Genomic DNA, 23,694 nt, shown 5'->3' with positions numbered 1-23,694 from the left:
GGACACTAGGTGTAAAGGCAGGGCATCGACGCCGAGAGGGTCTTCAGGCCACAGGTGATCGTGTTCAGTACACCGGCCGATCCGGTTTCGGGGACCAGTCCGGCGACCGGGGTGACGTCGGCGGCCTCCGGGGCCGCGGGTTGCAGCACCACCGGTGCGGCCAGGGCGGGCCCGGCACCGAGCCCGGTGACGATGGCTGCGACGGCACATGACTTCAGTACGAGGGTTCTCATCGATGTTCCTCTCTCCGAACACTTCTCGCGGATTGCGATGGCAGGCTAACCCGGGACCCCAAGTTATGAAGCAGATTCATTTCAATTCCGCTCGGGCGCTCGCCGCAGTTGTGGCGCAGGAGGATTCGGTCAGGAGGCGGTCCAGGCGAGGAGTTTGTCGGCGGGCCAGGTGTTGATGATGCGGTCGGCGGGGATGGCCAGGTCCCGGGCGCGCTGGGCGCCGTAGCCGAGGAAGTCGAGTTGGCCGGGGGCGTGGGCGTCGGTGTCTATGGAGAAGTCGCAGCCGATGTCGGCGGCGAGCTTCAGCAGGCGGGTCGGGGGGTCGCGGCGTTCGGGGCGGGAGTTGATCTCGACGGCGGTGCCGTGGTCGCGGCAGGCGGTGAAGACCTGTTCGGCATCGAATTTCGATTCTGGACGGGTGCCGCGGGCGCCTTCGAGGAGGCGGCCGGTGCAGTGGCCGAGGATATCGGCGCGGACCATGCGGCGGGTCATGGCGGCGGCGTCCATTTTCAGTTTGGAGTGGACGCTGGCGACCACGATGTCGAGGCGGTCGAGCAGGGCCGGTTCCTGGTCGAGCGAGCCGTCGTCGAGGATGTCGACCTCGATGCCGGACAGGATGCGCATGGGGGCGAAGGTGTCACGGAGTTCGTCGAGGACGTCGAGTTGCTGCCGGAGCCGGTCGGGCGAGAGGCCGTTGGCGACGGTGAGGCGGGGTGAGTGGTCGGTGAGGGCGCAGTATTCGTGGCCCAATGCCTGTGCGGCCGCCATCATTTCGGTGATCGGTGCGACACCGTCCGACCAGTTCGAATGCACGTGCAGGTCGCCCTTCAGGGCCTTGCGGAGTGCGCCGCCGCCCAGGTCCTTCACCCCGGTGCGCAACTTGGCCAGCGCGTCGGGTTCCCGGCCCGACCAGGCCTGTGCGATGACCGCGGCCGTCTTCGGCCCGATGCCCGGCAGCGACTGCCAATCGCCGGAGTTGCCCAGTCGCTGTAGCTGGGCGTCGTCGAGCCGCTCGAGGATGTCGGCGGCGTTGCGGTAGGCCATGACGCGTCGGGGGTCCTCGCGCGCACGGTCCTTGAAGAACGCGATCTGACGCAGAGCCACGACGGGGTCCATGTCACCAGTGTGCGACACCCCGGGACCGGCGCGCCCGCCACACCGCTTCCGCTATTTCATGGCCTGCACGACCAGCAGCAGCGTCACGATAACGCCCACCACGACCGCCGGTCCGTAATGGCCCGCGGTCCGGGCGTAATCGAAGGTCGACCCGGCCGCGATCAGCGCGATCACAACGAACAGCAGGCGCTTCACGGCCGCCTCCCCACACTCTCACACCCACGGTAGGGTGCGCGGATTCGCTTGCACTACAGCCGAATCGGCGACTGGCGGCGCAGGGGCGACGAGTTGGCAGTGGGAGGTTACCTTCTCGCGCTCGCCTCAACCAACCCTGCGGGTCTCGTCGGCCTCGTCGAACACCGTCACCCATTCCGCGCCGACCGCCCGGTAACCGAAGCGGGCGTTCAGGGCATTGATCACCGCGGGCAGGTGTGCCGCGCCGTAGACGACGGCGACCACCTCGCGGCGATCGCGGCGCTCCTCGTAGACCCGCGACAGGGTCTCGATCAGCGTCGCGTCGCGGTCGTGAACGAGGGACTTGGTCATCATGCGCAGGCGGACGTCGGTGTCGTCGTTGACCTCGAATCGGGTGCGCAGCAACCAGCCTCGGCCGCCGAGTGCCATCACCACGAAATAGAACGGGGTCATGAGGACGATGTCGGCCAGCGACCACGGGGAGAATCGCCGCCGACGGCTCGGGCGCGAGTAGTTGTCGGGCCACAGCGTGGGCACACCCAGTGCTTCGTGGTCGATGTCCTGGTGCAGCAGGTTCCGGGCGGCCCGCTGGAAGGTGAGACGCATGGCGAGCACGATCGCGTATCCGGTGGAGCTGGGTGTGTCCTCGCCCTCGGAGACGATCAGATCGCACTCCCGCAGCCGCTGCGCCACCTCCCGGTAGAACTCCGGCCGGGCGAGGTGGACCATCGGAAACAGCCGGAACGTCAAGGGATTTCCGCGCGCCCGAAGATCGATGACCGCGGATCGCAGTCCGGCGACGCTGTATTCGGTGATCTGCATCTCGCACCCCCGAGAACAGATTCCCCGATATGTGATCAACACCGGAAGCCCCCAAAACCCGCGCCCCTTGACCTGAATAATGGTTGAGGTTGCAGGGTGGAGGTCGCCATCCGGTCGAGACAGAGGAGTTGTCGTGCGGGCCATTCGCCTTCATGAGTTCGGGGCCGCGGAGAAGCTGCGGAATGAGAGCGTCGCGGATCCGGAGCCGGGACCGGGACAGGTTCGGATCGCGGTGGCGGCCGCAGGGGTGCACCTGCTGGATACCTCGCTGCGGCAAGGGATCGTGTCCGGGCCGATGCCGCTGCCGGAGCTGCCCACCGTTCCCGGGCGCGAGGTGGCGGGGACGGTCGATCGCGTCGGCCCGGGAGTCGAGCCGAGCTGGCTCGGTCGGCGGGCGGTCGCTCACATCGGGCAGGTTCCGGGCGGGTACGCCGAGCTGACCGTGACCGAAGCCGAACGGCTGCACGAGATTCCGGAGGGTCTGGACGCGGGGGTCGCGGTCGCCATGATCGGCACCGGGCGGACCGCGCTGGGGATCCTCGGGTTCGTCGAAGCGGGCCCGGAGACCGTCGCGATCGTGCCGTCGGCCGCGGGCGGGATCGGGACCCTGCTGGTGCAGTACCTGGTCGGGGCGGGTGCCACCGTCATCGGGCTGGCGGGCGGAAAGGCCAAGGCCGATCAGGTTTTCGAGAACGGGGCGGACCTGGCACTCGATTACCTGGACGCGGCGTGGCCGGAGGCCGTCCGGGCGAAGTACGGGCAGCAGCCCGCGACCGTGCTGTTCGACGGAGTCGGGGGCGAGATCGCCCGCGCCGGAGTCGATCTGCTCGGCCAGGGCGGTGTGCGGCTGGTGTTCGGGTGGTCCGCCGGTCGGATCGAGATGGACGAGACCGCGCTCGCCGATCGCGGCGTGACAACCCAATTCGTGCTCGGCCCGCCGATGCTCGAGCGCGCGGGCGGGTTGCGCGCCTTGGAAACCCGGGCGCTGGCCGAGGCCGCGGCGGGGCGGTTGCGGCCCGCCGTGCAGCGCTTCCCGCTCGCGGAGGCCGTCGCGGCGCATCGGGCGCTGGAGCAGCGGCAGACCACCGGCAAGGTGGTGCTAGTCCCCTGACCGGCGGCCGAGACCGCGTTCCATGAAGCGTTGCGCGGCTCCCCGGCGCAGGTCCGTCCAGGCCTGGATCGGGCCGGTCCACCACGGTGAGATCTCCAGCGGCCGCGCGACGACGGCGTGGCAGATGAGGTCGGCGGCCTCGGCGGCGGTCAGGCCGGGAACGCCGGAGAAGTCGGTGGGCGCGCTCATCCGGGTGTGGACCAGGGGCATGTAGACGGAGGTGGTGGTGACACCGTCGGCGGCGATCTCCGTCGCCACGGTGCGCAGCCAGATGTCGAAGGCGCCCTTGGACGCACCGTAGGCCGACCAGCGCGGTGCGGGCGGCATGCGCAGCCCCCAGGTGGAGATGTTCACGATGTGCCCGCGGCCGCGTTCGCGCATGCTCGGCAGCAGCGTCAGCAGCAGGCGCACCGGTCCGAGGTAGTTGACGTCGATGGTGCGGGTGAAATCGTGGAAGCGATCATAGGATTGGTCGATCGGGCGGCGAATCGAGTGGCCCGCGTTATTGATCACCATGTCGACGCGGCCGTGCGTGGCCAGCAGGCCGCGGCCCAGCTCCTCGACGGCCTCGAATTCGGTGATGTCCGAGACGTATACGTGCGCCGTTCCGCCCGCCGCGCGGATATCGGCGGCCACCGCCTCGAGATCCTCCCGCGAGCGCGCCACCAGCAGCACCGTCGCCCCGGCTCCGGCCCGCTTCTTCGCCGCCGCCTTCCCGATGCCGTGCGAGGCACCGGTCACCAGCACGACCGCGTCGGACACGGCCTCACGCAAGGCTTTCTCGCGCGGGCGGGAGGTCGGATAGAAGATCCTGGTCGCCACCCGTTCCGCCAGCGGACGGCCATTGGACCCGGCGTGATTCGCACTGTTCGAGGTGTTGTGCTCGGCCACCATTCGAGGGTAACCGCCTGGCCGGTACGCGATCGAGAACTGAGTGGAAATACCCAGGGCGCGAGCAACTTTCCCACGCCAGGATTGAAGGCGGTACTCGGGGGAAGGAAATCATGTCCACGCACACGCCCGAACGGGCAGCACCGGAACACGTCTCGATCGGCGGTTGGATCGCGCGGACCCTGGTGCTCGTGGTGTTCGTACCGCCGCGGCTGCTGTGGGAGGCGATCAAACGCATCCCCCGCCTCGTGGCCGCGGCGTTCGGGCTGTTCGACGAGCATCTGGCGAAACCGCTGGCGATCTTGTTCCGAGACTGGGTCTTCCGACCGCTGCGCAATTTCGTGCGCCGGTACCTATGGCATCTGCTGATCCAGCAGCTGCTGTTCGGTATGGTCCTCACCCCGCTCGGTGCGTTCCTGCTAGCCTATGTCCTGCGCCCGATCCAGCGCGCCATCGAGGAGTGGGTGTGGCGGCGCGTGCTGAAACCGGGCATCCCCTGGATCTTCCGCAACATCGTCCGGCCCGTTGCCCGCGCGATCGCGTGGACGATTGTGACCGCCGTCGAATGGCTGATCGTCATCCCGATCTCCGCGGCCTGGCGGCGCATTCTCTACCCGGGCGGCCGCTGGTTCGCGCTCACCGTGCTCGAACCGCTCATCAGGTGGCTGATCGTCCGGCCGCTGGAACACCTGTGGCGGTGGGTGCTGCGCCCGCTGGTCTACGCGCTGCTGGTCACGATCGTCTTCGGCTGGCGGGTGGCCACCACCGTCGTCGCGGTGACGGTGGTGGCCCCGTGCCGCTGGCTGAATCGCACCGTGCTGCAACCGCTCTTCGCGGCCATCGCCCGTGCCTGGCAGGCGATGGCGAAGCCGGTGCGCTGGGCCTATCGCACCGTGGTCATGCCCTGGCGCGCCCGCATCGCGGAGGTGTGGACGCTGATCTTCGGCTAGTGCACCGATCCAGCCGCCACCGCACCGCTTTTCGCGGTGGCCCCGGGCTTGGCGAAGAACGCCACCACCGCCATGGCGGCCAGCAGCACCGCGCCGGTGGTGGTCGCGACGTGCATGCCGTCGACGAACGACGCGCGCGCCGAATCCACCAGCGCCGCGTTGTCCCCGGCCTCGCTCAGGGTCTCCCCCAGCGTCGGCCCGAAGTCGCCGCCGGACCGGAACACCAGTGCCGCCAGCGATCCCAGCAGCGCCAGTCCCAGCCCGTTGCCGAGTTCGAAGCTGGTCTCGGAGATGCCGACCGCCGACCCGGCCCGCTCGGGCGGCACCGACGACACCGCCACCTCCGACACCAGCGTGAACGCGGTGCCGAGACCCATGCCCGCGACCACGGAACCCGCGACGTACCAGCCGATCCCGCCGTACACGCCAACCCCGAGCAGCATGAGATTGCCCGCCGCGGCCAGGCTCAGCGCCAGCACGAAGGTGGTCTTGGTGCCGAGCTTGTGCCCGATCCGCGCGCCGCTCATCGAGCACACGAACACCACCACCGCCATCGGGATCCCGAGCAGCGCCGCAGCCAGCGCGTCGCGGCCGGTCACCGACTGCAGGTACACGCTGGTCAGGTAGCTCATGCCGGCCAGCGCCAGCATGCCGACCGTGCTGGAGCCGATGGCCACCGAGAACAGTCCGCGCCGGAACAGGCTCAGGTCCAGCAGCGGTTCGGCCAGGTGCCGCTGGCGGCGGATGAACGCGGTGAGCAGCAGGGCACCGATGATCCCGATGCCGACCGACGGCAGGTCGAATCCCTCAGCCGCGCAATGCTTGATGGCGTACACGATGGGCAGGATGCCGCCGATCGACAGCAGCACGCTCACCCAGTCCAGGGGTCCGCGCCCGGCCGCGCGGTGCTCGGGCAGCAGCAGCGGCCCGAAGACCAGCAGCACCAGCAGCACCGGGGTATTGATCAGGAATACCGAGCCCCACCAGAAGTGGTGCAGCAGTACGCCGCCGATGATCGGCCCGACCGCCGAGCCACCCGCGAAGAAGGCGGTCCACACACCGATGGCGGTGGCCCGGGCGCGAGCGTCGGGGAACAGCGTGGAGATCAGCGCCAGACTGGACGGCAGCAGTGTCGCGCCACCCATGCCCATGAGCGCCCGCGCCGCGATCAGCACGCCCGCGCTGGGCGCGAAGGCGGCCAGCACCGAGGCGATTCCGAACACGGTGGCGCCGATCAGCAGGATATTGCGCCGCCCGATCCGATCGCCCAGATTGCCCATCGTGATGAGCAGGCCCGCGATCATGAAGCCGTAGATGTCGAGAATCCAGAGCTGTTGGGTCGCAGACGGATCCAGGCTCCGGGTGAGTGTCGGCATGGCCAGGTACAATACCGACATGTCCATCGACACCAGCAGCACGGGCAGCAGCAGTACCGACAGCCCGGCCCAGGCACGGCGCGGCGTCTTCGCGTCGGGACGCGCGAGGGTACTCGTCATGACCATCCTTCGGGCTGATTTCGGGCTGACAATCGAAGGCGCGCGTACGCCGTACGCGCGACCGTGGGTACAGTGTACGCATAACCGGTGCGGGAAGGAAAGAATTCGTCCGATGACCGAGGCCAAGCTCACCCGGGCCGCCATCGTCGACACCGCCATCGCCCTGGCCGACGAGTCCGGACTCGACGCCCTGTCGATGCGCCGCATCGCCGAGCGCATGAACGCGGGGGCCATGTCGCTCTACCGGCACGTCCCCAACAAGGACACGCTGCTGGCCGCCATGACCGACGAGGTCTCGCGCCGCAATCCCTACCCGCCCGCCGAGGGCCGGGGCTGGAACTGGCGCGACCGCGTGCGCATTGCCGCCGAGGTGGATTGGCGGCTCTACCAGGAACATCCGTGGGTGCTGTTCACCTTCGCGGTGCCGCGCTACAACTTCGGCGAGCACAGCCTGATCGTGCTGGCCTGGCTGGTCGAGGGCTTCAGCGAACTCGGCGTGGACGCCCGCGAGGCCACCCGCATGTCCCTGGCGGTCTGGAGTTACATCGCCGGGGTCGCCCTCCAGGAGGTCAGCGCCCGGCTGCTACAGGGCCGCGACAGCAATGCCGACGAACGCTCGGGCCTGACCGCCCTGCTCGACGGCGACCCGCACTGGCCCACCCCGCCCCCACTGGCGGGGCTCGCGGGCACCGGCGACACCGCCCTACTGAACCCGGAACACCTGCTCGAGACCGGTCTCGAGGCACTGTGCGACGGTTTCGAGGCCCGTTCCGCCCGCTGATCCGCGCGAAATCGGGGTCACGGGCACCGATGAATCCCCTTGTCCGGCATCGTCCGCATATTTGCACCGGCCGCAAGCCTGCGCTGCCCGCGCATGCGCGCCGACTCTCACCGCTTGCGCACGACTGTCATCGACGAGGAGACGATATGCCCGACCTCATTCCCGGTACACCCCGCTGGTTCGACGTCACCGCCCCCGATATCGCCGCCAGCGCGGAGTTCTACACGGCACTGTTCGGCTGGACCGCACGCGATCTCGGCCTCGAGGCCGGGCACTACACGCTGCTGTTCCAGGACGACGCGCAGGTCGCGGGCATCATGTCGGCCGAGAATCCGGACGGCACAGCCGAACCCGCGATCTGGCTGCCCTATTTCACCGTTGCGGACACCGGGGCGAGCGTGGCCGCCGCGGTCGACGCGGGCGCGGGCGTGCTCATGCCCCCGACGGATGTGTTCGGCCGCTTGGAGTTCGCCGTGCTCGCCGATCCGGACGGCGCGCCCTACGGCGTGTCCCGCTCGATCACCGATCCCGGCACCGAGCGCTGGGGGCAGGTCGGCAATCCCATGTGGATCGACTACGCGGCGGCGCGCACGCCGTCCGAGGCGATGGCCCACTACGCCAAGGCGCTCGGCTGGACTTACCGCAACGCGGGCTGGGAGACCGCGACCGAGAACCCCTATCAGGCCCTGTCCACGCCGGCCACCGGCGAATTCGGTGGCGTGCGCCGCGCCGCGCCCGGCGAACCGGCACCGCGCTGGTCACTCGTGGTCCGGGTGGCCGATGCCGACGCCGTCGCGGCCCGCGCAGTCGAGCTCGGCGGCACGATCGTGACCGAACCCGCGGACGGGCCCGGTCCGGCCCGCACGGCGGTGTTGGCGGATCCGGCGGGCGCGGTCTTCTCGATCATGTTCGTCGGCTGATCGACCCCGATCGCGCCGTCCGGTTCACGATCCGGCCGTTCGGTTCGCGATCGCACCGTTCAGTTCCGGATCCCGCCGTTCAGTTCTCGATCACGCCGTCGAGGTAGACCCAGGCCCCGTGGTCGCGGCGGAACCGGCTGTTCTCGTGCAGCTGCCCCGCCGCACCGTGGGCGCGATAGTGCGCACGGAATTCCACCGTGCCCTCGGTGTGGAAGGGCCCGCCGCCGGTCGCGCCGAGGATCTCGAGCCGGTCCCAGCGCAGCGCCGGATCGAAATCCAGGTCGGCGGGCCGGGTTTCGGGATCCCAGCTGCGCAGCAGATACGCCTCGTCATGCACGGCGAAGGCGCTGAACCGCGAGCGCATGAGCTGCTCGGCGGTGCCCGCCTGGACCGTACCGCTGTGCAGGCGGCCGCAGCATTCCGCGTAGGTGGCGGGCAGCCCGCACGGGCAGTCCGTCGGAAGAGGCTGGGGTTTGCGGCGCTTCGACATGGGCTCAAGCGTAGAAGCTGCGTCCTTCGAGCCCGCCGGACACCGACCACACCTCCACGATCTTCCCGTCGGCGAAGCGCAGGATGTCGGTGCCGCTGATGTCGCGCACGACGACGCCATTCGCGTCGACGACCCGGGCCCCGTAGGGCCGGGCGATGATTCCGGTTCGGGCGTCACTCATTTCGACGATCGGCTGGCCCTGCACCGAGAAGCTCAGGCCGGGCCGCTCGGCGCGGAACTTGTCGATCGCGGTGGCGAAGGTGGCGGGATCGTGGATGTCGTCGTACTCGCTCGCGCCCGGCTGGGCGTAGCGGAGGGTGAATTCGGGGGCCATGATCTCCTCGGCCAGGGCGAGGTCGCCGTCCCACATGGCGGTCCAGCGGTCGAACAGGTCGATGGCGTGGTCGCGCATTCCAACTCCAATAGTCTCATTGATACCGTCTGACTGAGACGAAGTTATAGTCTCAATGAGATGGTGTCAAGGAAAGGATTGCGACATGGCCGAACTCGGCCCGCAGGACCACATCGTGCTGGGTCTGATCGCCCGGCACGGACCGCTGACCCCCTACGACCTGAAGGTCCGCATCGAGGAGAGCGTCGAGAAGTTCTGGCCCATCCCCCACGCCCAGCTCTATCGCGTCCCACCGCGACTGGCCGACCAGGGATTGCTGCGCGAAGAGGCCGAGGAGAGCGGACGCCGCCGCCGCGTCTTCCATCTGACCGAGGCCGGGCGCGCCGAACTCACCCGCTGGCTCGGCGACCCGACGTCGCCGCCGCCGGAGACCCGCGATCCGGCGCAGCTGAAACTGTTCTTCGCCGACCTGGGCGAGCCCGGCGACGTGGTGGCGCTGGCTCGTGGCCAGGCCGCCGAACACCGCCGCTGGCTGGAGCTGTATCGCGAGCTCTACGCGGAGATCGACCCGGACGACAGCGTCCGCGCGGTCTCGCGCGCACGGGTGCTACGCCTGGGCATCATGCACGAGCAGGCGTATGTCGACTACTGGGAGGAATTGGCCGCGAATCCGGAGCAAGCACCCGGATCGCGGAAGTGACTGCGCGGCGGCGTCTTACGAGGCGTGCACGGCCGGACGCGCCGGGGCGACGGCGGCCGAGGTGGGGACATTGGCACGACGGTCGCCGTCGGACACGGCGTCACCCGGATGCTCACCGCGATAGATGACGACCGCCAGCACACCGACGATCAGGACCAGCGCCGCCACCGGAGCGGTCACGGCGACGGTCTTGCGTACCCGATCGAGCGCGCCCGGGCCGGGTTCGGGTTCCCGAGGGGCCATGAAGTTCGGCGGCGGGAAGGTCGGGCCGTAGGGGTCGCTCATTCATATGACCGTATTGACCCCACCCGAGCGAATTCAAGCAACCATTCAGCTAATTCACCCTTTTCGGGTGAACCAGACACCATCGGCCCAGTTCACCCGGGGTGAGTGACCTCGGACTCAGTCGTCCTCGCCCAGCACGACCGCATAGGCGAACCCGTCCCAGCCCTTACCGCCAACCGTCTGCAACACGGTCCCGTCCAAACGCGGCTCGGCCCCGATCAATTCGATGACCTCGCGGCTGGCGCGCACGGCCGCGTCGGCCGAGTCGGGATCGGCGATGCCGCCCTTGCGCACCACATTGTCGACGATGATCGCCGATCCCGGCCGGGTCAGCTTCAGCGCCCAGCGAACATAGTTGGCGTTGTTGACCTTGTCGGCGTCGATGAACACCAGATCGAAGGGCGCGGGCTGCTCGTCGGCCAGCACCGGCAGCGTGTCGAGGGCCGCCCCGACCCGGATCTCCACCCGCTCGCCCACGCCCGCGCGATCCAGATTGACCCGCGCGACCTCCGCATGCCTGGGCTCGAACTCGAGGGTCACCACCTGACCGGACTTGCCCACGGCCCGCGCCAGCCAGGTGGTGCTGTATCCGCCCAGCGTCCCGATCTCGAGCACCCGCCGCGCCCGCGCCGACTTCGCGATCAGATACAGGAACTTCCCCTGCGGCGGCGACACGTCGATGGCGGGCAGCCCCGCCTCCGCGTTCGCCCGCAAGGTTTCCGAATCCCCGTCTCCCACCAGGGTTTCGACGAGATAGCGATCAACTTCGGCCCACTCGGCAGTCGTCATACCCGCAGTCTGCCACCGCCCCCGGCGCACTCCCAGCATTGCGCTCGAGCCGAGAGATTTCACACTCGGCGCGCGGACGAAGAACGCCGATGCCCGAGGGGCATCGGCGTCACCGCAGGGTGTGTCCGAACAGCCGTGGCGGCGGTCAGAACAGGAAATACCGTTGTGCCATGGGCAGTTCGGTGGCGGGTTCCTCGGCCCACACCTCGCCGTCGATGCGGACGGTGAAGGTGTCCGGGTCGACCTCGATGCGGGGCATGGCGTCGTTGTTGGGGAGGTCGGCCTTGGTGCGGCGGCGAACATTGGCCACCGGTACCAGTTTCCGGTTCACCCGCAGCCGATCGGCCAGGCCGTCCTCGATGGCCTGCTCGGACACGAAATGCAGGGAGGTGCTCGCCGTCACGCTCGGGGCGGCTCCGAACATCGGGCGCGGGAGGACCGGTTGCGGGGTGGGGATGGAGGCGTTGGCGTCGCCCATGGCGGCCCAGGCGATCGTGCCGCCCTTGATGACCGCGTGCGGCGGACGCCGAAGAAGGCCGGATCCCACAGCACCAGGTCGGCCAGCTTGCCCACCTCGACCGAGCCGATCTCGGCGTCGAGGCCGTGCGTAACCGCCGGGCAGATGGTGTATTTCGCGACATACCGCTGGACCCGGTTGTTGTCGGCTGCCCCGTCGCCGGGCAGCGCGCCGCGGCGGCGCTTCATGACGTGCGCGGTCTGCCAGGTGCGCATGACCACCTCGCCGATGCGGCCCATGGCCTGGGAGTCCGAACCGATCATGGAGATCGCGCCCAAGTCGTGCAGCAGGTCCTCGGCGGCAATGGTGGAGGGCCGGATCCGGCTCTCCGCGAAGGCCAGATCCTCGGGGATGGAGGAGCTCAGGTGGTGGCACACCATGAGCATGTCGAGGTGCTCGTCGAGGGTGTTGACGGTGTGCGGCCGGGTCGGGTTGGTGGAGCTGGGCAGCACATTGAGATGCGAAGCGACGGTGATGATGTCGGGCGCGTGCCCGCCGCCCGCGCCCTCGGTGTGATACGAGTGGATGGCCCGGCCGCGGATCGCGGCCAGGGTGTCCTCCACGAATCCGGCCTCGTTGAGAGTGTCCGAGTGCAGTGCCACCTGGACCCCGGACGCGTCGGCGACGGTGAGGCAGTGGTCGATGGCCGCCGGGGTGGTGCCCCAGTCCTCGTGCAGCTTGAAACCGCCCGCGCCGCCGCGCAATTGCTCCCACAGCGCGTCCTCGCGCACGGTGTTGCCCTTGCCCAGCAGCAGGATGTTCACCGGCCAGGCGTCGGTGGACTCCAGCATGCGGGCCAGGTGCCAGGAGCCGGGGGTGACGGTGGTGGCCTTGGTGCCCTCCGCCGGTCCGGTGCCGCCGCCGATGAGGGTGGTGATGCCGCCCGCCATGGCCTCGTCGAGGATCTGCGGGCAGATGAAGTGCACGTGGCAGTCGATGGCCCCGGCGGTGACGATGCGGCCGTTGCCCGCGATGATCTCGGTCGAGGGCCCGACCACCAGGTCCGGATGCACTCCGTTCATGGTGTCCGGGTTGCCCGCCTTGCCGATGGCGGTGATGCGGCCGTCGCGAATCCCGATGTCGGCCTTGATGATTCCCCAGTGGTCCACGATCACCACGCCGGTGATGACGGTGTCCGGGGTGCCCTCGGCGCGGGTGGCGCGGGCCTGGCCCATGGATTCGCGCAGCACCTTGCCGCCGCCGAAGACGGCCTCGTCACCGGCCAGACCCGGTCCGCCGCAACGGTCCTCGGTGATCTCGATGAGCAGATCGGTGTCCGCCAGGCGGATTCGGTCGCCGACGGTCGGCCCGAACAACTCGGCGTAGCGGGCGCGGGACAGTTCGGCCATCAGGCATCCAGCTTTCCGGGTGGGGTGAGGCTGATTCCGTGCACTTCGCGGGTGCCGCCCAGCGGCACCAGCGAAACCCGCTGCCCCAGAACGGGTTCGAAGCGCACCGCGGTACCGGCGGGAATGTCGAGGCGGCGGCCGTGGGCGGCCTCGCGGTCGAATTCCAGCGCGGAATTGGCCTGGGGGAAGTGCACGTGCGAGCCGACCTGGACCGGACGGTCACCGGTGTTGACCACGTCGAGTTCGATGCGATCGGCACCCTGATTCAACTCGATAGTGCCTTCGGCACAGAGGTATTCGCCGGGAATCATGCGCGTCATCCGATCGGGTGGTGGACGGTGACGAGCTTGGTGCCGTCCGGGAAGGTGGCCTCCACCTGGACGTCGTGGATCATCTCCGGCACGCCGTCCATGACGTCGGCGCGGCTCAGCACGGTCCGGCCCGAGGCCATCAGCTCCGCGACGGTACGCCCATCGCGCGCGCCCTCGAGCACGTGATCGGTGATGAGCGCGATCGCCTCCGGGTGATTCAGCTTCAGTCCCCGAGCCTGTCGCCGCCGGGCCAATTCGGCCGCGTAACTCAGCAGCAGGCGTTCCTGCTCGTGCGGCGACAATCGCATTCGGACTCCTCGTCGAATCGCGGGGATGGATCGTCGGTCATTCTGGCATGGCCTGCGTTACCAGCATGTTTCACTGGTCGCAGACCATTCTGTCCGTGTCGTCAGGACTGCGGGGACAGGTTCTGCAACCGCACCTGACCGCGCGCCACCGTGCGCCCCTGCTCATCACTGATCACCACGACCCACAGCTGCTGGGAACGCCCCCGATGAATCGGGCTGGCCACACCGGTCAGCTTGCCCTCGCGCACCGCGCGCAGGAAATCGGTGTTGTTGTTCACTCCCACAACGGTTCCACGCTCACCGAGCCACACCCCCGCCGCCACACTCGCGAGGGTCTCGATGACCGTGCAGTACACCCCGCCGTTCACGATCCCTGCCGGCTGGAATTGCTGCGGCGTGACCACCCACTCCGCACTCACCCCGTCACCGCTCATCTCGGTGTACTTCAGCCCGAGCAGATCGGTGAAGGTCCCTTCGCTGAGCTTGTTCATCAGCTCGGGGGTCGCATCGGCCAGGGACTTGACCGAGGAGAAATCGTCACTCATAGCTCCACGTTCGCACGCGCGTCCCGGATACGAAGCGGCGGGCTCCCCCAACCGGGGAAGCCCGCCGCGGCAGCGGACCGGGGATCACGGCAGCCCTCCGGATACTCGCTCGGTCCTGACGCCGGTCCCCAGTGTAGGTCAGGCTTACCTAACAAATCAAGCCTCAATTGCCGCAGGTGGCGGATGCCGGGAAACCGGCCAATCGGTCGCCGAGCCAGTCGAGGGCGGCGGGGCTGCCGGCCACATTGCCGGTCAGGTGTTCGACGCCGGGGAGTTTGCGGTAGGTGACGTTCACGCCGCGGGCGCAGTAGTCGCCGATGAGGGCGTCGGTGTCGGCGATGGGCGAGACTTCGTCGTTCATCGCGTGGTAGATGTACAGCGGGGCCGATGGTGTGCCGTAGGCGCCGGCCCGCAGACTCGCGAGAACGGTTGCGATGGAAGGGATGTCGAGCAGGCTGACACCGCCGGGGGTGGCGGTGCGGTCGCTCAGGCGCAGCATCGGATAGGCGGCCTCGAGTTGCAGCAGGCACAGGTCGCCGACGGTGTGGCGGAATCCGGGGTCGGGGAAATAGGACGCGATACCGAGTTCGGGGTAGGCGCGGTCGATGCCCAGGGCCGCGGCCGCCGCGATGGGCCCGGAGAAGGTGCCGTCGATCGTTCGCGCGGTCGAGGCGACATCCACGGTCACCCCGCCCGCCGCGGCGCCGCGCAGGTTGAGTTCCGGGGCGTAGGCGGAGGCGAGTTCGGCGGCGAACTCGCTGCCGCGGGCGCCACCGGAGTAGCCGAAGATCGCGGCCGGGGTCGCGGGGCCGGAAAGCCCTGCGGGCGCGAAGTTCTCGGCCGCGCGAATGGCGTCGAGGGTATTGCGGCCTTCCACGTATCCGGCCGCGAATTCACCGTCGGGGCCCAGGTAGTCGGGCACCACGACCGTCCATCCACGCTCGAGTACCCGGCCGAGATAGACCATGTCCATTCCCATCACGCCGGTCGTGGCCTGCACACCGAGGCCCGCCTGCATCTGGGCCGACGGAAAACACTGGGGCGCAAGGGCATCGATGATCGCGTCGTAGGCCAGCAGGACCGGCGGCTCGACGCGGTTGGCCGGGCGCATCACCGTCGCCACCGTGGTCCACGGCGCGCCCTGGGTGTTCTGGCTGACATAGCGCACCTGCCACGCCGAGAATGCCGCGCCGGTGGGGATGCTGGGGATGGCCACCGGATGCGACTCGACCACCTCCCCCATCCCGCCGGGCTGCGCCCCGGCGGGGGCATCGACCCGCACCATCGGCATCACAGCGACCGGTAGCGCCGCGAGGAACACGGCCGCCACCAGGGCGCGAATACTGGGTCGATCGGGGCATCGCATCGGTTCCGCCTCGTCTCGGGAAGGTTCACCCCCTCGCGCGCCAACCTATCGGCAGCGCGGCAGCCGACGGTCCATGACACGCCCCGGTCGAGCGGATCAGGCTGCGAGGCCCGGACGATGGCCGCCTACGGGGGTGATCAGGCCGCGCCTGCGGACGGCGACCAGGGCAGTACCTTTCCGGCCCGGACGAGTTGGCCGTAGTGGGCGGGATCGATCGGTTCGAGGGCGAGGTCGAGCAGGGCGACGGCGGCTTCGGCGGGGGTCGGGGCGGCGGCGACGTTCCACCACAGGGCCGAGGTGGGGGTGTTGATCATGCCGGGGCATACGGCGGCCACGCGTATGCCTCGGGCGCGGTCGGATTCGCGGCGTCGGGCGGCGAGGACGCGGACCGCGGCGACCTGGGCGATCTTGGACGGGATATTGACGAAGCCGGGCCAGGCGCCGGAGCGGGCGCTGCCGTCGGCCACGGCATCGCGCCAGGCCGCGACCTGCGCGTCGAGTTCGTCGAGGGACGCCACGGCGTCGAATCGGTTGTGCAGCACCGGGGCCAGCTGGTGCAGCGTGCCCAGGGAGCTGGCGACGACGAGCAGGCGGGCGTCGTCGCGCAGGATCGGGGCGAAGGCGCGCAGCAGGCGGGTGGTGCCGAAATTGTTGACCTCGGCGTACTCGCCGATGATTTCGCGCGGATCGTCGTCCGGGCCGACCCGCCGGTAGGCATTGCCGATCACCACGTCGATGCCGCCATGCCGGGAGAGCAGTTGCGCGGCAAGGTGTTCGGCCGATTCCGGGTCGGCGACGTCGAAGAGTTCGCCGCGCACTCGCGCGCGGCCGACGGGCATGCCCGCCACGGCGGCGTCGATCCGGCCGGGATCACGACCGGTGAGATAGACGGTGTCGTCGGGGCCCAGCCGCCGGGCGAGGCCCTCGACCAGAGCCGACCCGAGCCCCTGGGTGGCTCCGGTGACGAGCGCGACCCGGCTCATTGCGCTGCTCCGAAGATGTTGTGCGACAAGCTCATGACTCCACGCTAGGAATCGTTGAGCCATGTCGGCAGCGCAGGATTCGCATCGGTGGTATGCGTAAATGTCATGACCTTCGGTGATGCCTCGCTGACCGCACTGCGCGTCTTCCGGGAGGTGGCCGAGCGGGGCACGCTCACCGCGGCGGCCGCGACGCTCGGGTACACCCAATCGGCGGTCTCACGCCAGATCGCCGCCCTGGAGCGGGCCGCGGGCACGCCGCTGCTGGAACGCCGCCACGACGGGGTGCGGCTGACCCCCGCCGGGCGCATCGTGGCCCGCCGGGCCGCAGCGGTGATCGACCAGATCGACGCCACCGCACGGGAATTGGCCGGGCTCCCCGATGACCGGGCGACCGTCCGGCTGGGCTGGTTCGCCAGTGCCGGAGCGGCTCTGGTGCCACCCGCACTGACGCGATTGCGGCACAGCCATCCCGGCATCACCGTCGTCGGCCGCGAGGGCGGCACCCCCGCCCTGGTCCGCGCACTGCGCGCGGGAACCCTCGATCTCGCGCTGGTCGCCTCGACCCCGCCCTACCGCCCGCTCGACGCCGAATCCCCCGCGCTGCAAGTCCAGGTGCTGTCCGAACGCAGCCTGCGCGTCGCCGTCCCGGCCGCGCATCCGCTGGCCCGCGGCGAGCACATCGATATCGCGGATCTGCACGGGCAGACGTGGATCGCCGGTCCCGGCACGGACCTCGCGATGGGCGTGTGGCCCGGCCTCGACGAGCGGCCGACGATCGCGCACACCGTTCGCGACTGGCTGGCCAAACTGCATCTCGTCGCCGCCGGATGCGGAATCACCACCGTCCCGGCGAGTCTGGCCCCGGTGTGCCCGCCCGGCGTGCGGGTTCTCCCGGTGCACGGCGGCCCCGCCGAACAACGCCGCCTGCTGCTGGCCCGCCCGCCGGGTCCGCTCCCGGAACCGGTCGCCCGCGTGGCCGACACCCTGCAGGCGGTCGCGGTCGAAGCGGCGCTCACCACGCGGGCGTTCCGGGCGTGACGGCGCTCTCGGGTAAACACTCTCGTTGAAGGAAATTCGCGATGCGCGGCAGGCGAGCGCCGGGCGATGCTGGGTGCGCCCGGGCTCGAAACGCGCCTCCGCCGATGGAATCCGCGTCATCCCTCGCACCGCGAGCCCGTGCGGCGCACGCCCGTCCGAGGTCATCCTCGCCGACGCCAGCCACGGTCCCCCGGCCTGCCGCAGCGGCTCCGCTCGCGGTCGATCTTCTTGCGCAGGTACGAGACGTACAGCTCCACAATGGCGGGCCGACCGCCGAAGTCGGAGCCCCGCGCGACTCGCCGAGGGGAGACTGACACCGCCGCGACTTCGACCGCCGCGTCGGATAATGCAGGGCAGGCCACCTTGTAGCTGAATCCAGCCGAAGGAGCAGCGTGCGAGCAGGAATTGTCCTCCCGATCTTGGCGGTCGCACTGCTCGCCGCCTGCGGCACCACCGGCGATACGCCCGCGTCGAAAGCGGCGTCGCCGGGTGCCCTGGTAACCAAAAGGCCACTGGAACAGCTGGATCCGGCGCTGTCGGCGGCGGCCGGTTCGGCCACCTACATCCGCTACGAGTCGACCTCTCCGGCCGGGGATCCGATCGAGGTGTCGGGCGCGGTGTTCGTGCCGCCCGGCGAGGCCCCCGCGGGCGGATGGCCGGTGGTGGCGTTCGCGCACGGCACCTCCGGCGTGGTCAGCGCGTGTGCGCCGACGAATTCGCCGACGCTGTTCGGGTCCGCGCCGGTGGTCGAGCAGCTGCTGGCCGGGCAGCGGGCGGTCGTGATGACCAACTATCAGGGGCTCGACGGCCCCGGCAGGGCACCGTATCTGGACACCCCGTCCTCCGGCTACGACGTGCTCGATTCGGTGCGCGCCGCCCATGCCACCGGGCTGCCGCTGGCCGCGGACACCGTGCTGGTCGGCGCGTCCCAGGGCGGGCGCGCCGCCGAATCGGCCGCCGAGACCGCGAAAGCCTATGCGCCGGAACTGAAGATCCGCGGCGCGGTGCTGCTGTCCCCGGCCTTGAGCGTGCGCTTCGTCGATACCGCCGACGGCCACCGCCTCAACGCCCCCGAGCAGTACCTGGTGATGCCGTATCTCGTTGCCGCCGTGCGCTACGACCATCCCGGCTACGCCTACGATCAGGTGCTGCACGGCGATCTGCTCGCCGCCGCACCGGGTTTGGAATCCCGGTGCACCGGCCAGGTCACCCCGCAAGAGCTCGCCGTGGGTATGGCGGGCAATCCCGATGAGGTCCGGTTCGTGGATCAGGCCGCGGCCCAGCCGTTCGCCGATCTGCAGGCCCGGACCAATCTGCCGAAGTCCGCGACCACCCTGCCCGTCTATATCGCGCGCGGCGATATAGACAAACTGGTCGAGACCGCCTGGTCCAATGCCGCGGTGAACGATATGTGCACCCTCGGCACCCCGGTGCACGATCTGGTGGTTCCCGGCGGTCACGATGCCCCCGCGGCGGTGAGCGAGCAGTGGCTGGGCTGGATCGCGGACCTGTTCGCGGGCAAGTCCTTCCAGTCGACCTGCCCGTACTGAGCCGACCCTTGGGAGTACTGAGGCCGGACGCCTCCGGGCTGCCCGGCGTCGGTACCTACCGCACGAAGCAGGCCCGCCGGACCGGCAGACCGCGATCCTCGAAGGCGGCCAGCATGGCCTGGCCGCGACGCGCGCCCTCGGTGGAGGAGGTGCGGGCCAGGGCCGGGACGTAGGTCGCGGCGCCGACCACGGATTCGGCCACCAGGGACCAGAAGCGGCGCGCGCCCAGTCCGGCGCAGTGCGCCATCGCCTCCTGGACCAGGGTCAGCGCGGGAATGCAGCGGTGGGCCAGCCACACGTACAGCGCGGCCTCGCACGGCAGCGCCACCACGCCCTCCTGCCCGGCCATCGGATCGCCGTCGACCACGCGAATCGTGGTGTCGGACAGTCCCGCCCAGTCGATGCCGCCGTCGTTGTCGGTGTGGATCCACAGGTTCTCCAGGCCCGGATCCCAGGCCCGTCCCTCCGACACCACCATCGCGAGCACCCGGCCGACCACGGCGTGGATCAGGGCGGTGGCCACCACCTCGGCGGCGGTATCGGGGTTGCTCATCTCCGCGGCGTGGCGGCGGTACATGAGTTCGATGCGTCCCTCGCGGATTCCGTCGGCCAGCCGCCACCAGCGGCGTTTGCCCTGATCGGCCATGGCCGCGACGGCGTAGACGCGCGGGTGTTCGGGTTGCAGGGCGCGCAGGCGGTTGCAGGCCAGCCCGAAGGGCAGCCGGGAATCGCGCGGCGGGCACAGCGTTACGGGTTCGAGCATCGAACCTCCTCATTCATCGACTATTCGGCCAATGCATGGACAACGAGAACGGAAAGATAGGTTAGGCTTACCAGACTTAACGAGCAATGAATGCGTCAGGAGTAGTTCGTCACCGTGCCCGCCGTAGTCACCAACAGAAGGCGACGTCTGCTCGGACTTCTCGTTCTCGCCGCGCTGCTGCTGTGCGCGCTGGCGGCCAGCATTGCCCTCGGCTCCCGGAATCTGAGCCTGGGCACCGTCTACGACGCGCTCGTCTGCCCTGGTGGACTGCCACTTTCGTGTCCCGCCGAGGGGTCATCGGCACAGATCGTGCGCGAATTGCGGCTCCCGCGAACCGGTCTGGCGCTGAGCACCGGACTGGCCCTCGGCATGGCCGGAGCGCTGATCCAGGGCTACACCCGAAACCCGCTCGCGGACGCGGGATTACTCGGCATCAACGCGGGCGCGGCCTTCCTCGCGGCGCTGAGCATCCATCTGCTCGCCCTCACCACGCCCGCGCAGTACATCTGGTTCGCCTTCGCGGGCGCACTGCTGGCGGGCTCGGTCGTCTTCGGCGTCTCCGCATTGGGCGGCGGCCGGGCCGGTCCCCTGAGCCTGGTGCTGGCGGGCGCGGCGGTCACCGCCTTCTTGCAGGCCATGACCAATATCGTTGTCCTGCTGGACGGCACGGCCCTCAATACCTACCGGTACTGGGTGGTCGGCGACGTCGCCGGTCACGACGCCTCGACCCTGCGCCAGGTCCTGCCGTTCCTCGTGCTGGGCGCGATCCTGGCGCTGGCCTGCGCCCCCGGCCTGAATCTGCTCGGCCTCGGCGACGACGTGGCCCGTGGACTCGGTGTCGACCTCACCCGCACCCGGACCCTGGGCCTGGCCGCCGTCGTGCTGCTCGCCGGTGCGGCCACCGCCGCCGTCGGCCCGATCGCCTTCCTCGGCTTGATCGTCCCGTACCTGGCCCGCGCCCTGACCGGACCGGATTACCGCTGGCTGCTGCCCTATTCGGGTTCGCTCGGCGCACTCGTGCTGCTGCTGGCCGATACCGCGGGCCGGATCATCGCCCGCCCCGGCGAACTTCAGGCCGGAATCACCCTCGCCGCCCTCGGAGCACCCTTCTTCGTCCTGCTGGTCCGCCGCCGAAAGCTGGTGAGCCTGTGACTCTTCCGACACCTCTCGGTGGCGCGCCCACCCCGGTGAGCCCCGGCGACTCGGCGGCAAACGCGGTGGCGGGCAACGAACCGCCGCCGAAACACTCCGCGCGGGCATCGCACCCGAAAGCTTCCGGCGGCCACCACGTTCGCGCCGGAGCGGATGCGCGGGTGCCCGAACGGGATCGGGCCGCCGCACCCGGAATACCCCTGGACACCGCCGCCACGCGGCCCGGCAGCGCACGAGCTATCCCCACCGGACTACGGACCGCCCGGCCCGCCGTGCGGGTCGGCAGGTTCTCGGCGGTCCTGCGGGCCAGGGCGCTGGTCGCCGTGATCGGGCTCGCGGCCCTGCTGTTCGGGTTGTTCGCGCTGGATATCGCGGTGGGCGAGTTCCGGATTCCGCTCGGGCGGGTGCTGGACGTGCTGGGCGGCGGAGGCACCCGGGCGCAGCGGTTCGTGATCATGGATTCGCGGCTGCCGCGGGCGCTGACGGCCGTGGTGGTCGGGGCGGCGCTGGGGCTGGCGGGGGCGGTGACGCAATCGATCCTGCACAATCCGCTGGCCAGCCCGGATCTGCTGGGGATCACCTCCGGGGCGAGCTGCGGGGCGGTCGCGGTGCTGGTGGGGACGGGCGGGGTCGCGACGGGCGCGACTGCGGCGCTCGGAGTTTCGGCCGCGGCCTTGGCCGGGGGCCTGCTGACGGCGGTGCTCATCTACCTGCTCGCCTGGGGCCGCACGCCGACCGGGGACCGTGGGGTCATGGGATTTCGGCTGGTACTCATCGGGATCGGCGTGAACGCGGCGCTGCTGTCGGTGGTGAGCTGGCTGCTGACCCGCGCGACTCTGGCCGATGCCGCCCACGCCCAGCAGTGGCTGACCGGGTCGCTCAATGCCGCGGACTGGTCGACGCTGATCCCCGCCGCGATCGGGCTGGGGCTGGCGCTGCTGGTGACGGCCGGGTCCGCGCGCTCGCTGGCCGCGCTGCGCTTCGGCACCGACACCACCCGCATCCTCGGCGTCCGGATCCAGACCCAGCAGGCGATTCTGATTGCCGTCGCGGTGGGTTGCGCCGCGCTGGCCACCGCCGCGGTGGGTCCGCTCGGCTTCGTCGGCCTGGCCGCGCCGCAGATCACGCGCCGGCCGCTGCGCACCCCCGGTGAGCCGATCGTCGCCTCGGCGCTGGTCGGGGCCATTGCCGTGGTGGGCGCGGATCTGCTCGCGCGCACCGTGTTTCCCGTCTCGCTGCCGGTCGGCGTGGTCACCGCCGCGGTCGGCGGGCCGTTCCTGCTCTACCTGCTCGTTCGCACCGATCGGAAGGCGACACTGTGATTCGGGAAGTGGCACTGTGACTCTCGCGGCGGAAGACATCACCCTCGGATACGGCGAGCGGGTCATCGTGGACGGGCTGTCGGTGGACATCGAGCCGGGGCTGATCACCACCGTCATCGGGCCCAACGGCTGTGGCAAGTCCACCCTGCTGCGCTCGCTGGGGCGGCTGCTGCGCCCGAGGTCGGGCCGGGTCCTGTTGGACGGCAAGGACATTTCCACCATGAAGACCAAGGACATCGCACAGATCATCGGCATGCTGCCGCAGACTCCGGTCGCCCCGGAGGGCCTGACCGTCGCGGATCTGGTCGCACGCGGGCGGCATCCGCATCAATCCTGGCTGCGCCAATGGTCCGCCGACGACGAGGCCGAGGTGGCCGCGGCACTCGAGCAGACCGGTATCGCGGATCTGGCCGAGCGGACCCTCGACGAGCTCTCGGGCGGACAGCGGCAGCGGGCCTGGATCTCCATGGCCCTCGCACAGGGCACCGACATCCTGCTGCTCGACGAGCCGACCACCTACCTGGACCTGGCGCACTCCCTGGAAGTCCTCGACCTGGTCGACCGGCTGCACGACGATCTCGGGCGAACCGTCGTCATGGTGCTGCACGATCTGAACCTCGCCATCCGCTACAGCGACCGCCTCATCGTCATGCGGTCCGGTCGCATCGTCGCCCAGGGCCGTCCCGCCGACATCATCGAGGCCGAGCTGCTGCACGAGGTTTTCGGGCTGCGCGCCGAGGTGCTCGAGGATCCGGTGTCCGGGCGGCCGATGATCGTCCCGATCGGAACCCGGCACGTGCGCGCGTCCGCGCGAGCGGACATGCCGGTAGACGCCGGGCTATGAGGAATACCACACCAGCAACCACCCGGTTACGACAACCTGTAGTACGCATTCCTGTCGTTGTCTCCGTAAACTTGTGGGATGGCAGGTCTTGGTGAACTCGAGAAAGCGGTCATGGACCAGTTGTGGTCGGCCGACGAACCGCAAACGGTCCGGCAGGTCCATGAAGCTCTCGCTGCACGTCGCGAACTCGCGTACACCACGGTGATGACGGTTCTGCAGCGTCTGGCGAAGAAGAACCTGGTGGTCCAGCAGCGCGATGATCGCGCACATCGCTACACCCCCGTGCACACCCGCGACGAACTCGTCGCAAGTCTCATGGTGGACGCGCTGCAGCAGGCCGATGAAGTCGGAAGCCGCCGAGCGGCACTGGTGCACTTCGTGGAGCAGGTCGGTGCGGATGAGGCTGCCGCTCTACGCGATGCACTCGCTAAGCTCGAAGCGACCGAGGCCGCGCGTAAGGACAAACCCGAGTCCAAGTAGCTGTAGCCTCGGCCCGAGCCCCACAACGCAGTGAG

27 protein-coding genes and 1 pseudogene are annotated in these 23,694 nt (G+C 69.7%); 11 read left to right on the top strand and 17 right to left on the bottom strand.

Annotated features, from left to right (window positions below):
- Positions 1–5 precede the first annotated feature (5 nt).
- The 4 genes from NS2_RS02290 to NS2_RS02275 all read right to left on the bottom strand — a co-directional run bounded on the left by NS2_RS02290 (position 6) and on the right by NS2_RS02275 (position 2,366).
- Entirely contained in the window at positions 6–233 is a 228-nt protein-coding gene (locus NS2_RS02290; RefSeq protein WP_033089475.1) for a hypothetical protein, read from the bottom strand.
- Positions 234–362: 129 nt separating this feature from the next.
- Entirely contained in the window at positions 363–1,349 is a 987-nt protein-coding gene (locus tag NS2_RS02285; RefSeq protein ID WP_033089474.1) for a PHP domain-containing protein, read from the bottom strand.
- A 51-nt stretch (positions 1,350–1,400) separates the two neighbouring features.
- Positions 1,401–1,544, bottom strand: coding sequence for a DUF3309 family protein (locus NS2_RS02280; RefSeq protein WP_106852426.1), 144 nt, complete (start codon positions 1,542–1,544; stop codon positions 1,401–1,403).
- Between the two features lie 126 nt (positions 1,545–1,670).
- On the bottom strand, positions 1,671–2,366 hold the full coding sequence (locus NS2_RS02275) for a hypothetical protein (protein WP_033089473.1): 696 nt from the start codon (positions 2,364–2,366) through the stop codon (positions 1,671–1,673).
- 133 nt (positions 2,367–2,499) lie between these two features.
- On the opposite strand from NS2_RS02275, the gene NS2_RS02270 reads away from it, so the two are divergent.
- Positions 2,500–3,477, top strand: a complete 978-nt coding sequence (locus NS2_RS02270) for a zinc-binding dehydrogenase (RefSeq protein WP_036550983.1) — start codon at positions 2,500–2,502, stop codon at positions 3,475–3,477.
- Here NS2_RS02270 and NS2_RS02265 read toward each other — a convergent pair.
- Positions 3,466–4,368, bottom strand: coding sequence for an SDR family NAD(P)-dependent oxidoreductase (locus NS2_RS02265; RefSeq protein ID WP_237088056.1), 903 nt, complete (start codon positions 4,366–4,368; stop codon positions 3,466–3,468). The two genes, NS2_RS02270 and NS2_RS02265, sit on opposite strands and share 12 nt — an antisense overlap.
- A gap of 113 nt (positions 4,369–4,481) precedes the next feature.
- On the opposite strand from NS2_RS02265, the gene NS2_RS02260 reads away from it, so the two are divergent.
- On the top strand, positions 4,482–5,318 hold the full coding sequence (locus tag NS2_RS02260) for a hypothetical protein (protein WP_033089471.1): 837 nt from the start codon (positions 4,482–4,484) through the stop codon (positions 5,316–5,318).
- Here the strand turns inward: NS2_RS02260 and NS2_RS02255 are convergent.
- Positions 5,315–6,814 (bottom strand): MFS transporter, encoded by a 1,500-nt coding sequence (locus NS2_RS02255; protein WP_033089482.1) that lies wholly within the window; start codon positions 6,812–6,814, stop codon positions 5,315–5,317. The genes NS2_RS02260 and NS2_RS02255 overlap by 4 nt on opposite strands.
- A gap of 112 nt (positions 6,815–6,926) precedes the next feature.
- On the opposite strand from NS2_RS02255, the gene NS2_RS02250 reads away from it, so the two are divergent.
- Positions 6,927–7,595: a TetR/AcrR family transcriptional regulator gene (locus NS2_RS02250; protein ID WP_033089470.1), complete on the top strand. Its 669-nt coding sequence runs from the start codon at positions 6,927–6,929 to the stop codon at positions 7,593–7,595.
- Positions 7,596–7,741: 146 nt separating this feature from the next.
- Positions 7,742–8,515: a VOC family protein gene (locus NS2_RS02245; RefSeq protein ID WP_036550980.1), complete on the top strand. Its 774-nt coding sequence runs from the start codon at positions 7,742–7,744 to the stop codon at positions 8,513–8,515.
- Between the two features lie 79 nt (positions 8,516–8,594).
- Here NS2_RS02245 and NS2_RS02240 read toward each other — a convergent pair whose 3' ends face one another.
- Positions 8,595–9,005: a YchJ family protein gene (locus tag NS2_RS02240; RefSeq protein ID WP_033089468.1), complete on the bottom strand. Its 411-nt coding sequence runs from the start codon at positions 9,003–9,005 to the stop codon at positions 8,595–8,597.
- A 4-nt stretch (positions 9,006–9,009) separates the two neighbouring features.
- Complete coding sequence (locus NS2_RS02235; protein WP_033089467.1) at positions 9,010–9,417, bottom strand: nuclear transport factor 2 family protein; 408 nt, start codon at positions 9,415–9,417, stop codon at positions 9,010–9,012.
- 85 nt (positions 9,418–9,502) lie between these two features.
- Here NS2_RS02235 and NS2_RS02230 point away from each other — a divergent pair, with 85 nt between their 5' ends.
- Positions 9,503–10,057 (top strand): PadR family transcriptional regulator, encoded by a 555-nt coding sequence (locus NS2_RS02230; RefSeq protein WP_033089466.1) that lies wholly within the window; start codon positions 9,503–9,505, stop codon positions 10,055–10,057.
- A 15-nt stretch (positions 10,058–10,072) separates the two neighbouring features.
- Here the strand turns inward: NS2_RS02230 and NS2_RS02225 are convergent, their stop codons facing one another.
- The 8 genes and pseudogenes from NS2_RS02225 to NS2_RS02190 all read right to left on the bottom strand — a co-directional run bounded on the left by NS2_RS02225 (position 10,073) and on the right by NS2_RS02190 (position 16,510).
- Positions 10,073–10,342 (bottom strand): hypothetical protein, encoded by a 270-nt coding sequence (locus tag NS2_RS02225; RefSeq protein WP_033089465.1) that lies wholly within the window; start codon positions 10,340–10,342, stop codon positions 10,073–10,075.
- Positions 10,343–10,459: 117 nt separating this feature from the next.
- Complete coding sequence (locus tag NS2_RS02220; RefSeq protein WP_033089464.1) at positions 10,460–11,131, bottom strand: O-methyltransferase; 672 nt, start codon at positions 11,129–11,131, stop codon at positions 10,460–10,462.
- 145 nt (positions 11,132–11,276) lie between these two features.
- Positions 11,277–12,997 (bottom strand): annotated as a pseudogene (locus NS2_RS02215) (urease subunit alpha).
- The gene (locus tag NS2_RS02210) at positions 12,997–13,308 is read right to left on the bottom strand and encodes an urease subunit beta (RefSeq protein WP_033089481.1); all 312 of its coding nucleotides are present in this window, start codon (positions 13,306–13,308) and stop codon (positions 12,997–12,999) included. Before NS2_RS02210 ends, NS2_RS02215 begins: the two are co-directional and overlap by 1 nt.
- A 5-nt stretch (positions 13,309–13,313) precedes the next feature.
- Positions 13,314–13,616, bottom strand: a complete 303-nt coding sequence (locus NS2_RS02205) for an urease subunit gamma (protein ID WP_033089463.1) — start codon at positions 13,614–13,616, stop codon at positions 13,314–13,316.
- Between the two features lie 101 nt (positions 13,617–13,717).
- Positions 13,718–14,161 (bottom strand): PaaI family thioesterase, encoded by a 444-nt coding sequence (locus NS2_RS02200; RefSeq protein WP_045438616.1) that lies wholly within the window; start codon positions 14,159–14,161, stop codon positions 13,718–13,720.
- 163 nt (positions 14,162–14,324) lie between these two features.
- Positions 14,325–15,527 carry a lipase family protein gene (locus tag NS2_RS02195; protein WP_083414959.1) on the bottom strand — a complete coding sequence of 401 codons (1,203 nt, stop codon included), beginning with the start codon at positions 15,525–15,527 and terminating at the stop codon, positions 14,325–14,327.
- A gap of 137 nt (positions 15,528–15,664) precedes the next feature.
- Entirely contained in the window at positions 15,665–16,510 is an 846-nt protein-coding gene (locus tag NS2_RS02190; RefSeq protein WP_033089461.1) for an SDR family NAD(P)-dependent oxidoreductase, read from the bottom strand.
- Between the two features lie 105 nt (positions 16,511–16,615).
- Here NS2_RS02190 and NS2_RS02185 point away from each other — a divergent pair, with 105 nt between their 5' ends.
- Together NS2_RS02185 and NS2_RS02180 are read left to right on the top strand one after the other, a co-directional pair.
- Positions 16,616–17,548 carry a LysR family transcriptional regulator gene (locus tag NS2_RS02185; RefSeq protein ID WP_033089460.1) on the top strand — a complete coding sequence of 311 codons (933 nt, stop codon included), beginning with the start codon at positions 16,616–16,618 and terminating at the stop codon, positions 17,546–17,548.
- A 392-nt stretch (positions 17,549–17,940) separates the two neighbouring features.
- On the top strand, positions 17,941–19,098 hold the full coding sequence (locus NS2_RS02180) for a lipase family protein (RefSeq protein ID WP_096490541.1): 1,158 nt from the start codon (positions 17,941–17,943) through the stop codon (positions 19,096–19,098).
- Positions 19,099–19,153: 55 nt separating this feature from the next.
- On the opposite strand, the gene NS2_RS02175 is transcribed toward NS2_RS02180, so the two are convergent.
- Positions 19,154–19,861, bottom strand: coding sequence for a hypothetical protein (locus NS2_RS02175; protein ID WP_033089459.1), 708 nt, complete (start codon positions 19,859–19,861; stop codon positions 19,154–19,156).
- A gap of 114 nt (positions 19,862–19,975) precedes the next feature.
- Here NS2_RS02175 and NS2_RS02170 point away from each other — a divergent pair, with 114 nt between their 5' ends.
- The 4 genes from NS2_RS02170 to NS2_RS02155 all read left to right on the top strand — a co-directional run bounded on the left by NS2_RS02170 (position 19,976) and on the right by NS2_RS02155 (position 23,659).
- The gene (locus NS2_RS02170) at positions 19,976–21,013 is read left to right on the top strand and encodes a FecCD family ABC transporter permease (RefSeq protein WP_033089458.1); all 1,038 of its coding nucleotides are present in this window, start codon (positions 19,976–19,978) and stop codon (positions 21,011–21,013) included.
- Positions 21,014–21,252: 239 nt separating this feature from the next.
- The gene (locus tag NS2_RS02165) at positions 21,253–22,335 is read left to right on the top strand and encodes a FecCD family ABC transporter permease (RefSeq protein ID WP_147207062.1); all 1,083 of its coding nucleotides are present in this window, start codon (positions 21,253–21,255) and stop codon (positions 22,333–22,335) included.
- A 16-nt stretch (positions 22,336–22,351) separates the two neighbouring features.
- On the top strand, positions 22,352–23,179 hold the full coding sequence (locus NS2_RS02160) for an ABC transporter ATP-binding protein (RefSeq protein ID WP_033089457.1): 828 nt from the start codon (positions 22,352–22,354) through the stop codon (positions 23,177–23,179).
- Between the two features lie 78 nt (positions 23,180–23,257).
- Positions 23,258–23,659, top strand: a complete 402-nt coding sequence (locus NS2_RS02155) for a BlaI/MecI/CopY family transcriptional regulator (protein WP_033089456.1) — start codon at positions 23,258–23,260, stop codon at positions 23,657–23,659.
- Positions 23,660–23,694 lie beyond the last annotated feature (35 nt).

It is taken from the genome of Nocardia seriolae NBRC 15557 (assembly GCF_007990715.1).
Lineage (GTDB): Bacteria > Actinomycetota > Actinomycetes > Mycobacteriales > Mycobacteriaceae > Nocardia > Nocardia seriolae.
Note: the sequence above shows the minus strand (reverse complement) of the source record. Positions and strands in the feature narration are given on the sequence as shown.

What these genes read in the sequence shown, in the direction of transcription:
- NS2_RS02290 (WP_033089475.1), bottom strand. Translation starts at nt 233, where the DNA reads ATGAGAACCCTCGTACTGAAGTCATGTGCCGTCGCAGCCATCGTCACC.
- NS2_RS02285 (WP_033089474.1), bottom strand. Translation starts at nt 1,349, where the DNA reads ATGGACCCCGTCGTGGCTCTGCGTCAGATCGCGTTCTTCAAGGACCGT.
- NS2_RS02275 (WP_033089473.1), bottom strand. Translation starts at nt 2,366, where the DNA reads ATGCAGATCACCGAATACAGCGTCGCCGGACTGCGATCCGCGGTCATC.
- NS2_RS02260 (WP_033089471.1), top strand. Translation starts at nt 4,482, where the DNA reads ATGTCCACGCACACGCCCGAACGGGCAGCACCGGAACACGTCTCGATC.
- NS2_RS02255 (WP_033089482.1), bottom strand. Translation starts at nt 6,814, where the DNA reads ATGACGAGTACCCTCGCGCGTCCCGACGCGAAGACGCCGCGCCGTGCC.
- NS2_RS02250 (WP_033089470.1), top strand. Translation starts at nt 6,927, where the DNA reads ATGACCGAGGCCAAGCTCACCCGGGCCGCCATCGTCGACACCGCCATC.
- NS2_RS02245 (WP_036550980.1), top strand. Translation starts at nt 7,742, where the DNA reads ATGCCCGACCTCATTCCCGGTACACCCCGCTGGTTCGACGTCACCGCC.
- NS2_RS02240 (WP_033089468.1), bottom strand. Translation starts at nt 9,005, where the DNA reads ATGTCGAAGCGCCGCAAACCCCAGCCTCTTCCGACGGACTGCCCGTGC.
- NS2_RS02235 (WP_033089467.1), bottom strand. Translation starts at nt 9,417, where the DNA reads ATGCGCGACCACGCCATCGACCTGTTCGACCGCTGGACCGCCATGTGG.
- NS2_RS02230 (WP_033089466.1), top strand. Translation starts at nt 9,503, where the DNA reads ATGGCCGAACTCGGCCCGCAGGACCACATCGTGCTGGGTCTGATCGCC.
- NS2_RS02225 (WP_033089465.1), bottom strand. Translation starts at nt 10,342, where the DNA reads ATGAGCGACCCCTACGGCCCGACCTTCCCGCCGCCGAACTTCATGGCC.
- NS2_RS02220 (WP_033089464.1), bottom strand. Translation starts at nt 11,131, where the DNA reads ATGACGACTGCCGAGTGGGCCGAAGTTGATCGCTATCTCGTCGAAACC.
- NS2_RS02210 (WP_033089481.1), bottom strand. Translation starts at nt 13,308, where the DNA reads ATGATTCCCGGCGAATACCTCTGTGCCGAAGGCACTATCGAGTTGAAT.
- NS2_RS02205 (WP_033089463.1), bottom strand. Translation starts at nt 13,616, where the DNA reads ATGCGATTGTCGCCGCACGAGCAGGAACGCCTGCTGCTGAGTTACGCG.
- NS2_RS02200 (WP_045438616.1), bottom strand. Translation starts at nt 14,161, where the DNA reads ATGAGTGACGATTTCTCCTCGGTCAAGTCCCTGGCCGATGCGACCCCC.
- NS2_RS02195 (WP_083414959.1), bottom strand. Translation starts at nt 15,527, where the DNA reads ATGCGATGCCCCGATCGACCCAGTATTCGCGCCCTGGTGGCGGCCGTG.
- NS2_RS02190 (WP_033089461.1), bottom strand. Translation starts at nt 16,510, where the DNA reads ATGAGCCGGGTCGCGCTCGTCACCGGAGCCACCCAGGGGCTCGGGTCG.
- NS2_RS02185 (WP_033089460.1), top strand. Translation starts at nt 16,616, where the DNA reads ATGACCTTCGGTGATGCCTCGCTGACCGCACTGCGCGTCTTCCGGGAG.
- NS2_RS02175 (WP_033089459.1), bottom strand. Translation starts at nt 19,861, where the DNA reads ATGCTCGAACCCGTAACGCTGTGCCCGCCGCGCGATTCCCGGCTGCCC.
- NS2_RS02155 (WP_033089456.1), top strand. Translation starts at nt 23,258, where the DNA reads ATGGCAGGTCTTGGTGAACTCGAGAAAGCGGTCATGGACCAGTTGTGG.